Source organism: Streptomyces sp. NBC_00775 (assembly GCF_036347135.1).
Classification (GTDB): Bacteria; Actinomycetota; Actinomycetes; order Streptomycetales; family Streptomycetaceae; genus Streptomyces; species Streptomyces lutosisoli.
Genome location: NZ_CP108938.1, coordinates 7,938,963 through 7,951,199 on the forward strand (window position 1 = coordinate 7,938,963; position 12,237 = coordinate 7,951,199).

Here is a 12,237-nt window from a genome sequence, read left to right on the forward strand (position 1 = left end):
GCCCCCCCACGATCCGCAGGCGAACAACCCCCAACCCCCCGTATATTCACCGGCACCAGACATTTCCGGCACAACCCCCGGAGGGCCCCGTGGAGATTCTCGCCTTCGGCGTCCAGTCCGACGAGAAGCCCCTGATCGAGCGGGCCTTCGCAGGACACCACGAGGTCCGCAGCCTTGACGTCTTCCTCACCGAGGACACCGCTCCCATCGCGGCCGGCTACGAGGCCATCTCCACCAGCGTCAACTGCGGCCTGGGCCACCGCGTCCTGCAGACCCTGGCAGCCGGCGGCACCCAGCTGATCGCCCAGCGCTCCACCGGCTTCAACAACATCGACCTCGACGTCGCCGAGCGCGTCGGCATGACGGTCGCCCGCGTCTCGTACTACTCGCCGTACTCGGTCGCCGAGTTCGCGTGGACCCTCGGCATGGCCGTCAACCGCCGTATCGTGCGCGCCGCCACCCGCACCCGCGACTTCGACTTCCGCCTCGACGGGCTGATGGGCCGCGACATGCACGGCCGCACGGCCGGCGTCCTCGGCACCGGCAAGATCGGCGAGGCGTTCACCCGGATCGCCCACGGCTTCGGTATGAACCTGCTCGGCTGGGACATCGCCGAAAACCCGGCCTGCGTAGAACTCGGCATGAAGTACGTCCCCAAGGAGCGGCTCCTCGCCGAGTCCGACCTGATCACCCTGCACGTTCCCCTGCTGCCGCAGACCGAGCGCCTCATCGACGCCGCCGCCCTGCGCGCGATGAAGGACGACGCGATCCTGGTGAACTCCAGCCGTGGCGGCCTCATCGACACCCAGGCCCTCGTCGCCGAGCTGCGCGAGGGCCGCTTCACGGGCGTCGGCCTCGACGTGTACGAGGCGGAGGCCGGGCTCTTCTTCCTCGACAAGTCGCTGGAGGTCATCGGGGACGACACTCTGGCCCGCCTCGTCACCTTCCCGAACGTGCTGGTCACGTCCCACCAGGCGTACTACACCGAGGACGCCGTGGGTCAGATCGTCGACGCCACGGTCAAGAACGTCCTCGACTACAGGGCGGGCCGCCGCTCGGAGAACGTGCTGGTGCCCCGCAGCTGACCGACCAGCTCCCGTACGACAGCGGCGCCGTTCAGCGTCAGCACCGACTCCGGATGGAACTGCACCCCCGCGAACCCCGGCCCGCGCATGGCGTGCACCTCGCCGCTGTCGCTGAGGCTGACCTCGACGCCATGGGCGGACAGCTCCGCCAGGGCCTCGCCATCACACCGCGCCACGAAGCTGTTGTAGAAGCCGACCGTCTCGGGACGCCCGAAGAGCTGGATCTCGGTCTGCGCGCCCTGGTACGGCACTTCCTTCCGCACGATCTCCAGCCCCAGCTCGGCCGCGATCAGCTCGTGCCCGAGACAGACACCGAGCACACCGTGCCGGTGACCGCGGATCACCTCGGCGGTGAGCTCCCGCAGGAACCGCATCTTCGGATCGGTCACGTCCGACGGGTCACCGGGCCCGGGCCCCAGCACCACCGGCCCCTCGTGCGCGAGCACAGCCTCCCGCAGCCCCGCCTCGTCGTACCGCCGAACCGTCACCTCCAGCCCACTGGACCGCAGCACATGCCCGAGCATCGCCGTGAAGGTGTCCTCGCCGTCCACGACGAGCGCGTGCCCCGTGAGCTCCGCGGCACGCTCCTGCATCCGCAGCCAGAACGGCGCCAGCGAGGCCCGCCGCCCGTCCAGCGCCGCCTGCACCCGCGGGTCGTCGCCCAGCTTCGGCCGTACGCCCTCCGCGCGCGGCCTGCCGGGCCGCACCCCCAGGGCCGCCAGCACCCCCGCCGCCTTCGCATGCGTCTCGGCGACCTCGCTCGCCGGATCCGATCCCCGTACGAGCGTGGCACCTACCGGCACCCGCAGCCGCCCGTCCGCGTCGATGTCGGCGGTGCGGATGAGGATGGGGGAGTCGAGGGTCTGGGCCCCGCCCGCGTCCCGCCCGACCAGGGCCAGCGCCCCCGCGTAATAGCCCCGCCCGACACCGTCCCGCCCGAGGGGCTCGTACCGCTCGATCACCCGGCAGGCGTTCTGCACCGGTGAGCCGGTGACGGTCGCCGCGAACATGGTCTCCTTCAGCACCTCCCGCACATCCAGCGAGGACCGGCCCCGCAACTCGTACTCGGTGTGCGCGAGATGGGCCATCTCCTTGAGCCGCGGCCCGATCACCACCCCGCCCATGTCACCGACGGTGCACATCATCTTGAGCTCCTCGTCGACGACCATCGACAGCTCCTCGATCTCCTTGCCGTCGGCGAGGAAGGCGAGCAGGTCCTCGGGCGTCGGCCCCCCGTCCGGATAGCGGTACGTGCCGCTGATCGGGTTCATCACGACGGTCCCGCCGGACATCCGGACGTGCACCTCGGGGCTCGCCCCGACCAGCGTCCGCTCCCCGGTGTGCACGACATACGTCCAGTACGCGCCCCGCTCACCCACCAGCAGCCGCCGGAACAGCGCCAGCGCGTCGGCCTTCCCGAACCCCGGGATCTCACCCTCGTACGTACGCCGGATCACGAAGTTCGCGCCCTCGCCCCGCCCGATCTCCTCGCGCAGCACCCGCCCCACGATCCCGGCGTACTCCTCGTCGGCGACGTCGAAGCCCCCGCCCTCGACGCGCACGTCGTGCGACGGCAGCTGTGACAGGACCTGCTCCAGCGGCAGTTCGTACGTCTCCTCGGCGGTCAGCACCGCCAGCGGCGTGCCGTCGTCACGGACGTCGAAGCCGCGCTCCCGGATCTGGCGGAACGGGACGAGGGCGAGGGAGGGGCGGTCGCCGACGGGGATGTCGGCGAGGCGGTCGCAGTCGGTGACCGGGCCGAGCAGGAGCTCCACGACGTCGTGATCGTGGCCCGGGGTGCGGCGGCGCAGCAGGGCGAACGGACGGGGATCGTCCAGCAGGTCGAGCAGGTTCATCGGTCCTGTTCCTTCTCGTGGTGGAGCTCGGTCAGCGAGCTCACTGGGAGAGGAACGACCCCGGGAAACACCGAAGGCCGCCCCTCGGGCGGCCTTCGCGAAGTCTTGCGTACGCGCAGTCAGTGGGCCGCCGGATGAGCGGTCCACCACCAGTTCTGGGTCGAATGCGCGAACATGCGCCGCACCCTACCCGACCCCGGGGGTCGGGCAACAGCGTGAACCGTTCCCGTGTCGCGTTCGGACTGCTCGGTCACCGGCCATGCATGGCCACGAAGCCCGACCGAGGAGAGAGAGCCATGCCCGCAGCCCGTTCACCCCAGCTCCGCCGGAGCGGTGCCCGCGCGCTCACGGTGTTCGCCGCGGCCGCGGCCCTCGCCGCCGGCTCGCTCGGCGCCGCTCGCGCGGCCCCGCGCCCCGCGGACTCCGAGGACACCGTCCGGGTCGCGTACCGGGGCCATGAGTTCACCGTCCCCGCCTCCTGGGAGGTCGTGGACCTGGCGGAGCACCCGGACGCCTGTGTCCGGTTCGACCGGCACGCCGTGTACCTCGGCACGCCCGGCGACCGGCAGAGGTGCCCGGCCCGGGCCAGGGGGCGTACCGAAGCGCTCCTGATCCAGCCGGCCCCCGCACCTGCCGGCGGGAGCGCCGTCACCGAGAACCGCACGACCCGTACCTACCGGGCCACCGCGGACCGCATCACCGTGACCGCCGCGTACGGCGAGGACCGTACGCGGATCCAGGACGTCCTGCGCAGCGCCGGTCTGCCCGTCGCCGCCGCGCGGGCCGAGGAGGCCTCCGAGACGCCCGCCGCGGCGCCCCTCCCCGCGGACGCCACGTCCTTCCGGGGCAAGGGCTTCGACGCCTGCACCGCCCCCAGCCAGTCGGCGATGAACGCCTGGCGGACGGCGTCCGACTACGGCGCCGTCGGCGTCTACATCGGCGGGATCAACCGCGCCTGCGCCCAGCCGAACCTCACCGCCGGGTGGGTGCGCAAGCAGTACACGGCCGGCTGGCGGTTCTTCCCGCTGTACGTCGGCCGGCAGCCCGCCGCGGACGGCGGCAGCTGTCAGGGCAACTGCGCCGCGATCACCAGTCCGGCATCCCAGGGCACCGCGGCCGCCTCCGACGCGGCCGTGCAGGCCGCGGCCCTGGGGCTCGGCAAGGGCACGGTGATCTATCTCGACCTGGAGAACTATCCCCCCGGGGGAGCCGTGACCACCCGGGTGCTCGGCTACCTCAACGCCTACACCAAGCGTCTGCACACGCTGGGCTACCGCTCCGGCGCGTACGGCAGCGTCTCGTCCCTGATCACCGACCTGGTGGCCCACCGGAGCAGCGTCACCCTGCCCGACGTGATCCACTTCGCCAGCTGGAACCTCGTGTACACCACCGCCGACCCGGCGATCCCCAAGGATCTGTGGGCCAGCCACCAGCGCATCCACCAGTACCGGGGCGACACGACCGAGACCCACGGCGGAGTGACGATCGACATCGACCGCGACCGGCTCGACGTGGACTGAGCGGCCTGGGGGACCCGTCGTACGGCTACCTGGAGCACCCCCGATCGAGCGCGGCCCGTCTCAATTGATGAGCACGTGAATGGACGCCCGACACGACCCCGTAATGTTGTGGAGGTGACCGTGAACGCTAAGTCCAGCGCAAGCGCTGGCAACACCTGGCGAAACCTGCCCGCGGCGCAGCAGCCCGAGTACCCCGATGCCGAGGCTCTGCGCGATGTGATCGCGGACCTCGAGTCGTATCCGCCGCTCGTCTTCGCGGGCGAGTGCGACCAGCTGCGCGCCCGGATGGCGGCCGTCGCCAAGGGAGAGGCGTTCCTGCTCCAGGGCGGCGACTGCGCCGAGGCCTTCGATGCCGTGTCGGCCGACCACATCCGTCAAAAGCTCAAGACCCTGCTCCAGATGGGCGCCGTGCTGACGTACGCCGCCTCGGTGCCGGTCGTGAAGGTCGGCCGCATCGCCGGCCAGTACTCCAAGCCGCGCTCCAAGGGCACCGAGACCCGCGACGGCGTGACCCTGCCGACGTACCGCGGCGACTCGGTCAACGGCTTCGACTTCGACGAGAAGTCCCGCATCCCGGACCCCGAGCGCCTGAAGCGGATGTACAACGCCTCCGCCTCCACGCTCAACCTGGTGCGCGCCTTCACCACCGGCGGCTACGCCGACCTGCGCCAGGTGCACGCCTGGAACCAGGACTTCGTGAAGTCGTCCCCGTCCGGCCAGCGCTACGAGCAGCTGGCGCGCGAGATCGACAACGCGATGAACTTCATGCGGGCCTGCGGGACCGACCCGGAGGAGTTCAAGACCGTCGAGTTCTACTCCTCCCACGAGGCGCTGCTCCTCGACTACGAGTCGGCGCTGACCAGGGTCGACTCGCGTACGGGCCACCTGTACGACGTCTCGGGCCACATGGTGTGGATCGGTGAGCGCACCCGTCAGCTGGACGGCGCGCACATCGAGTTCGCCTCGAAGATCCGCAACCCGATCGGCATCAAGCTGGGCCCGACGACGACGGCCGAGGAAGCGCTGCAGTACATCGAGCGCCTCGACCCCGACCGTGAGCCGGGCCGTCTGACCTTCATCGTGCGGATGGGCGCGGACAAGGTCCGCGACAAGCTGCCCGAGCTGGTCGAGAAGGTCACCGCCTCCGGCGCGACCGTCGCCTGGGTGACCGACCCGATGCACGGCAACACCTTCGAGGCGGCCTCGGGCCACAAGACCCGCCGCTTCGACGACGTGCTCGACGAGGTCAAGGGCTTCTTCGAGGTCCACAAGTCCCTCGGCACGCACCCGGGCGGCATTCATGTCGAGCTCACCGGTGACGACGTCACCGAGTGCGTGGGCGGCGGCGACGAGATCTTCGTCGACGATCTGCACCAGCGCTACGAGACGGCCTGCGACCCGCGTCTGAACCGCAGCCAGTCCCTTGACCTGGCCTTCCTGGTCGCCGAGATGTACCGCGACCAGTAGGAGATCAGCAGGCATTTCGCCTGTTACCGGCATGTGAAGTGGGGCGCGGATCACATACGATCCGCGCCCCACCCCACTTTTACGACAGCTGTGCGCCGGGTAAGGTTAGGTAAGCCTCACCGATCATCGGGATGGCGTGACTGACTCTTCGATCCCGTCGGGAGGTGACCCGCGTGTACGTCTGCAACTGCTTCGGCGTGACCGAGGCGCAGGTCAAGAAGCACGCGGATGGCGGTGCCTGCACCCCCCGGCAGATAGCGTCGGCCTGCAAGGCGGGTACGGACTGCGGGTCGTGCGTACGCCGTATTCAGGCGCTGCTGGGCAGGGATGCCTGCCCGCGCCGTGAGCTGGCCGACCGGGGCAAGCCGGTCCTCGCCGAAGTGGCCGAACTGGCCGAACTGGAAGACGCGGCCTAGCTCCGGCCTAGCTGGGCTGCTCGATCTGCTGCGCGATGTAGAGCGCCTCGCCGAGCTTCTCGATGAGCTCCAGCTGAGTGTCCAGATAGTCGATGTGGTGCTCCTCGTCCTCGAGGATCGACTCGAAGAGGTTCGCGGACGTGATGTCGCTCTTCGCGCGCATCACCTCGATACCGCGCTTGAGGCGGTCGATCGCCTCGACCTCCACCTGCCGGTCGGCCTGGAACATCTCCGTGAGGGTCTGCCCCACCCGCACATGGAACAGCCGCTGGTAGTTCGGCAGGCCGTCCAGCATGAGGATGCGTTCGGTGATCTTGTCCGCGTGCTTCATCTCATCGATGGATTCTTCACGCGTGTACTTGGCGAGCTTCGTCCAGCCGTTGTTGTCCTGGATGCGGTAGTGCAGCCAGTACTGGTTGATCGCCGTCAGCTCGCCGGTCAGCTGCTCGTTGAGGAATTCGATGACCTCGGGGTCGCCCTGCATCGCAGAGGCTCCTTCCAAGCGGGGGGACTGGGCAGGTTGCGCCGCATCTTTGCATCGGCGTACAAAGTCGTCCAGTAAGTGCACGCTTAGTAGGAGTTGCCCGAATACGACCTCGGCTGGTCATGGGCACTGTCCCCGGTCTGTCAGGATGGAGTCATGGGTCAGCCGGTGGAGCGTGAATCTGGAGAAGCCGCACAGTCGGAGCTTCCGCCGGGGCAGCGACTTCAGCGCGGCTGGCCGGTCACGCACTACGGCCCCGTCCCCAAGTTCCGCCCCGAACGCTGGGAGTTCAGGGTCTTCGGCGCCACCGCCGACGGCGAGAAACACTGCTGGACCCACGAGGAGTTCACGGCCCTGCCGTACGCCTCCGTCGTAGCCGATCTGCACTGCGTCACGAAGTTCAGCATGCTCGGGGCCGAATGGGGTGGCATCCCCGCCCGTACGATCCTGGAGATCGCCCCGCCCGCGCCCACCGTCACTCATGTGATGGTCTGGGCCGAATACGGATTCAGCTCGAACATGCGCCTGGCGGACTTCGCCTCCGACCGCACGATCTTCGCCACCCACAAGGACGGCGAACTGCTGACGGCGGAACACGGCTTCCCGCTCCGCCTCGTCGTCCCTCATCTGTACGCCTGGAAGGGCCCCAAGTGGGTCCGCGGCGTCGAGTACATGACGGCCGACCGCCGTGGCTTCTGGGAGGAGCGCGGCTACCACAACGTCGGCGACCCCTGGCGCGAGCAGCGCTACTCGTACCAGGAGGAGCCCGGGGACGGCCCCGAGCTCTGACTCCTGCTTCGTCTTTCCGGCCGGCTGAACTCTGGGATTCAACTGAACTCTGGGATTCAGTGGTGGTGCTGGTGCACCACCGCGTGCCCCTTGCCGCGGCCGATCATCCACTTGTTGACCGGCGTGGTGACCACGAAGGCGATCACGAGTGAGATGGCCAGCGAGAACCAGAACAGTGCGTCGGGCAGGCCCGCGTCCATCGCGTCCGGCCACAGCACGATCACGCCGTTGTCGATCAGCTCCATCACGGCGATGGACACGGTGTCCGCGGCGAGCGCGACCTGGAACGCCGTCCGGAAGTCGACGCCGGCCTTGAGTACTCCGCGCAGCGTGAGCGAGTAGCCGAAGAAGAAGGCGAGGGCGATCGCCAGGATCATCGTCGGCACGTTGCCCCAGCCGAACGCCGTGCCGATCACCATGCCGAGCACCTCGCCGATGGCGCAGCCGGTGAGGCAGTGCAGGGTCGCTTGCGCGGCCATGGACCAGGTGGCCTTGCCCATGCCGTGCGCGTGCGTTTCGTGATGAGCGTGCGTCTCGTGGTGCGCGTGCTCGGTGTGCTCGGTGTGTGCGTCGTGCTGCATGAGAGGCCCCCAACGTCGGATAACGGTTCCTGCATCAGGCAGGAACCGTATACCCCCTGGGGGTATTCCTCAATGGTCGCGAAAGTGGCCTCGAACGTGGCCGTGATGGTGGCCTCGGCCGATGGCTCAGCCGTCGCGCAGCTTCTTCAGCCGCTCGACGTCCGCCGCGTGCCCTTCCTTGCCCCCGGGCGTCTCGATGATCAGGGGTACGCCCTCGGTGGCGGGGTGGGTCATCAGGGCGCGGAACGGGTCCTCGCCGATGTGGCCGGAGCCGATGTTCTCGTGGCGGTCCTTGTGCGCGCCGACGACGTCCTTGGAGTCGTTGGCGTGGATCAGCTTGAGCCGGCCCTCGCCAACGGTGTCGACCAGCAGGTCGAGGGTCTGATGCATCCCGCTCGGCCCCGTCAGGTCGTGGCCGGCCGCGAAGATGTGGCAGGTATCGAGGCAGACGCCCAGCTTGGGGTGGGCGTCGAGCGCCTCGAAGTACGGCCCGAAGTCCCAGGTGCGGGAGCAGAGGGAGGAGCCCTGACCGGCGGTCGACTCCAGCAGGAGGAACGGGTCGTCGTCGTGCGTCAGCTCGTCCAGTAGCGGCAACAGGTGCTCACGTACCTGCTTGAGGGCGACGGCCCGGTCCCGCCCGCCGGTGGCGCTGCCGGTGTGCACGACCACGCCCAGGGCGCCGATCTCCCGCCCGCGGCGCAACGAGTGCCGCAGCGACTCCACCGACTTCAGAGCCGTCGCCTCGGTGTGCGAGCCGAAGTTGATCAGATACGGGGCATGGACGTACGCGGGGATCGACTCGGCGGCGCAGGCCGCGCGGAACGCCTCGTCCTGCTTCGGGTTTCCGGCCGGCGTGGCCCAGCCGCGCGGGTTGGCGACGAAGACCTGGACGGTCTCGGCCAACAGGTCGCGGGCGTAGGTCAGGCCGACGGAGTCGAGGCCGCCGGCCACGGGGACATGGCCGCCGACGGGGTTACGGAGCTGCTTGCTGGTCACGCTCTTCAGGGTGTCACGTGCTCCGGGGTGCCCCGTCGGTGGTCCTCAAGGCCGTGAAGCCCGCCCCCGGCTCAGCGGATCTCGATGGTGATCGTCGATCCCTTGGGCGCCGTCTCGCCGCCGTCCACCGACTGGCTCTTGACCTTGTCCCCGAAGAGCCCGAGCAGTCCACGGTCCTCGTCGACCTTGAACCCGGCATCCTCCAGCGCCTTCGTCGCGTCGTCCACGCTGTCGCCCACGACGTCCGGGACCTTGACCATCTCGGGGCCCTTGGAGATCGTCAGCGTCACCGTGTCACCGGCGGCGAGCTCGCGGCCCGCGCCCGGCGACTGCTCGGCGACCTGGCCCTTGTCGAACTCCGAATTGACCTTCTCGGAGGCGATCTTCACCTTCAGGCCGGAGGATTCGAGCTCCGAGGTGGCGTCCTCCACGGACGCGCCCGTGACCTCGGGCACTTCCACGGGGCTGCCCTTGCTGACGGTGATCGCGATGGCCGAACCGGCGTGCCGCTTGGTGCCCGCCGACGGATCCGTGCTGATCACGAAGCCCTTGGCGACGTCCTCGCTGAACTCCCGGGTGACCATGCCCGCGGCGAGTCCGTCGTCCTTGAGGACTTCCTTCGCCTTGAACAGCGCGAAGCCCTTCAGGTCGGGCACCTTCACCGTCTCGGGGCCGTTGGAGATGGTCAGCGTCACCGCGTCGTTGTCGCGGATGCGGGCGCCGATCTCCGGGTCGGTGCTGATGACGGTGCCGCGCTTCACGGTGTCGCTGTACGCGTGCTTGACCTTGGCGTCGAGCCCGGCGTTGGCCAGCTGGCCCTTGGCCTGCTTCTCGGTCTTCGACAGGACCGGCGGGACCTTGGTGAACTGGCCGGAGTTGATGTACCAGACGCCGGCGCCGAGGCCGAGCACCAGCAGGATGGCGGCGACGACGGCGATCAGGCCGCGCCGGGGCCCCCGGGGGGCGCGCCGCGACGGAGCGACCGGTGCGGTCTCGAAGCGGCTGGTCCGCTCGAATCGGCTGGTCCGGTCGAGGGCGGAGGTGTCGTCCTCGTCCTCGTTCACCGGCAGCAGACGGGGCACCGACAGCGAGCGCGGGATCACACTCGTACGGTCGCCGGCGTTGTCGTGGCCCGTGGCGAGCGCCTGCGGCGGTACGGCGTCGAGCTGCTCGGCGGTGAGCCCCGCCCGCGCCTGGAGCACCTGGCCGAGCAGCGCCACCGCGTCGTGCGGGCGCACCTCGGGATTACGGGCGGTCGCCGTGCCGACCAGCTCGTCGAGCTCGTACGGCAGTCCCGGCACGGCGGCCGACGGCGGCGGCACGTCCGCGTGGAGGTGCTGGTAGAGCACCTGGGCGGGGGAGTCCCCGGAGTGGGGCTTGCCGCCGGTGAGCATCTCGTAGAGGACGACCCCGCACGCGTAGACGTCGACGCGGGTGTCGGCGGTGCCGTGCTCGATCTGTTCGGGGGCGAGATACGAGACGGTCCCGAGAACGGACCCCGTTGTATTGGTGACCGTGTCCACGGCCCGTACGAGACCGAAGTCGGCCACTTTGACCCGGCCGTCGTCCCCTATGAGGACGTTCTCCGGCTTCATGTCGCGGTGCACGAACCCGGCGCGGTGCGCGGCGCCGAGCGCGGCGAGCACCGGCTCCAGGATGTCGAGCGCGGCCCGCGGCTGCAGGGCACCGCGGTCGCGCAGCACGTCGCGCAGCGTGCATCCGGCGATGTACTCCATGGCCAGATAGACGTACGACCCGTCCGTGCCCTGGTCGAAGACCTGCACCACATTGGGGTGGGCGAGCCGGGCCACCGACTTGGCCTCACGGATGAAGCGCTCGACGAACGAGCCGTCGGCGGCCAGCGTCGGGTGCATCACCTTGAGCGCGAGCACGCGGTCGAGGCGGGTGTCCAGGGCCCTGTAGACCGTGGCCATCCCGCCGACCGCGATCCGTGAGTCAACGCGATAACGGCCATCGAGCACGTGCCCGACAAGCGGGTCCTGAAGGGTCGTATCCACGCAGGTGAGTGTACGAGCCGCCACTGTCACGACAGCCCGTTCACCCGATACCGCAGCGCGACTGCAGCCGACCTGTGACGCACACCGCAAGCAACGAACGGTTTGCAGGGCCAGCCGCCAACGGCGGGAACCCCCACAGGAGACCCGAACTTCCCAGCAGACCTGAAACGGGCGGTGCGCGGGCGGGGAAATTCGGTGACAGCAACCACCCACCACGGACAGCCAAGGTCAGAAGGCGGGCCGCTCCGGATCCAGCACCGCCAAGCCCTCCGCAGGAGACGACGCCTCGGCGAAGTGCCGCCGAGGAATCCGCCCGGCGCGATACGCGAGCCGCCCCGCCTCCACCGCGTGCCGCATCCCCTCAGCCATCAGCACCGGCTCCTGCGCCCGGGTAACCGCCGAGGCGAGCATCACACCCGCGCACCCCAGCTCCATAGCGAGCGCCGCGTCCGACGCCGTACCGGCCCCCGCGTCCAGAATCACCGGCACGCGCGCGTACTCCACGATCAACTGGAAGTTGTGCGGATTCCGAATCCCCAGCCCGGACCCGATGGGCGAGCCCAGCGGCATGATCGCGGCGCAGCCGACGTCCTCCAACTTCCGTGCCAGGACGGGGTCGTCATTTGTGTACGGCAACACGGTGAACCCGTCGTCGACGAGGGTCTCCGCGGCGTCGAGCAGCTCGATCGGGTCGGGCAACAGCGTGCGCTCGTCGGCGATGACCTCCAGCTTGACCAGGTTCGTGCCAAGGGCTTCGCGCGCGAGCCGGGCGGTCAGCACGGCCTCACCCGCGGTGAAACACCCCGCGGTGTTCGGCAGCACGCGGATGCCCAGCTTGTCGAGGACGGACAGTACCGAGCCGTGCACGGAGGCGTTCACGCGGCGCATCGCGACCGTCGTCAGCTCCGTGCCGGACGCCACGAGCGAGCGTTCCAGGACGTCGAGGCTGGGCGCACCGCCCGTACCCATGATCAGCCGGGACGAGAAGGACGTACCACCGAGGACGAAGGGATCGTCGGCCATGG

Annotated in this window: 12 protein-coding genes; 5 read left to right on the forward strand and 7 right to left on the reverse strand. The window is 69.5% G+C overall.

The features are described 5' to 3' along the window. Positions 1-89 precede the first annotated feature (89 nt). Positions 90-1,085 carry a 2-hydroxyacid dehydrogenase gene (locus OIC96_RS35255; RefSeq protein ID WP_330303958.1) on the forward strand — a complete coding sequence of 332 codons (996 nt, stop codon included), beginning with the start codon at positions 90-92 and terminating at the stop codon, positions 1,083-1,085. Here the strand turns inward: OIC96_RS35255 and OIC96_RS35260 are convergent. Together OIC96_RS35260 and OIC96_RS49955 are read right to left on the reverse strand one after the other, a co-directional pair. Beyond that, entirely contained in the window at positions 1,037-2,941 is a 1,905-nt protein-coding gene (locus OIC96_RS35260) for an anthranilate synthase family protein (RefSeq protein WP_330303957.1), read from the reverse strand. The genes OIC96_RS35255 and OIC96_RS35260 overlap by 49 nt on opposite strands. A 119-nt stretch (positions 2,942-3,060) precedes the next feature. After that, a complete protein-coding gene (locus tag OIC96_RS49955; RefSeq protein WP_071528813.1) occupies positions 3,061-3,117 on the reverse strand; it encodes a trp operon leader peptide in 57 nt (18 codons plus the stop codon). 120 nt (positions 3,118-3,237) lie between these two features. Between OIC96_RS49955 and OIC96_RS35265 the strand changes: the two genes are divergently transcribed. The 3 genes from OIC96_RS35265 (at position 3,238) to OIC96_RS35275 (ending at position 6,344) form a co-directional block, all read left to right on the forward strand. Next, positions 3,238-4,461: a glycoside hydrolase domain-containing protein gene (locus OIC96_RS35265; RefSeq protein ID WP_330303956.1), complete on the forward strand. Its 1,224-nt coding sequence runs from the start codon at positions 3,238-3,240 to the stop codon at positions 4,459-4,461. Between the two features lie 114 nt (positions 4,462-4,575). Next, a complete protein-coding gene (locus tag OIC96_RS35270) occupies positions 4,576-5,928 on the forward strand; it encodes a class II 3-deoxy-7-phosphoheptulonate synthase (RefSeq protein WP_330303955.1) in 1,353 nt (450 codons plus the stop codon). A 164-nt stretch (positions 5,929-6,092) separates the two neighbouring features. Beyond that, a complete protein-coding gene (locus tag OIC96_RS35275; RefSeq protein ID WP_330303954.1) occupies positions 6,093-6,344 on the forward strand; it encodes a (2Fe-2S)-binding protein in 252 nt (83 codons plus the stop codon). A gap of 7 nt (positions 6,345-6,351) precedes the next feature. Here the strand turns inward: OIC96_RS35275 and bfr are convergent, their stop codons facing one another. After that, the gene (bfr, locus tag OIC96_RS35280; protein WP_330303953.1) at positions 6,352-6,828 is read right to left on the reverse strand and encodes a bacterioferritin; all 477 of its coding nucleotides are present in this window, start codon (positions 6,826-6,828) and stop codon (positions 6,352-6,354) included. A 156-nt stretch (positions 6,829-6,984) separates the two neighbouring features. Between bfr and OIC96_RS35285 the strand changes: the two genes are divergently transcribed. Next, positions 6,985-7,617 carry a sulfite oxidase-like oxidoreductase gene (locus OIC96_RS35285; protein WP_330303952.1) on the forward strand — a complete coding sequence of 211 codons (633 nt, stop codon included), beginning with the start codon at positions 6,985-6,987 and terminating at the stop codon, positions 7,615-7,617. 56 nt (positions 7,618-7,673) lie between these two features. Here the strand turns inward: OIC96_RS35285 and OIC96_RS35290 are convergent, their stop codons facing one another. From OIC96_RS35290 to OIC96_RS35305, 4 genes are all read right to left on the reverse strand, one after another. Next, positions 7,674-8,198, reverse strand: a complete 525-nt coding sequence (locus tag OIC96_RS35290; RefSeq protein WP_330303951.1) for a DUF4396 domain-containing protein — start codon at positions 8,196-8,198, stop codon at positions 7,674-7,676. Between the two features lie 126 nt (positions 8,199-8,324). Then, positions 8,325-9,194: a deoxyribonuclease IV gene (locus OIC96_RS35295; protein ID WP_330303950.1), complete on the reverse strand. Its 870-nt coding sequence runs from the start codon at positions 9,192-9,194 to the stop codon at positions 8,325-8,327. A gap of 71 nt (positions 9,195-9,265) precedes the next feature. Beyond that, entirely contained in the window at positions 9,266-11,212 is a 1,947-nt protein-coding gene (pknB, locus tag OIC96_RS35300; protein ID WP_330303949.1) for a Stk1 family PASTA domain-containing Ser/Thr kinase, read from the reverse strand. Between the two features lie 228 nt (positions 11,213-11,440). Continuing rightward, positions 11,441-12,235: a thiazole synthase gene (locus tag OIC96_RS35305; RefSeq protein WP_330303948.1), complete on the reverse strand. Its 795-nt coding sequence runs from the start codon at positions 12,233-12,235 to the stop codon at positions 11,441-11,443. Positions 12,236-12,237 lie beyond the last annotated feature (2 nt).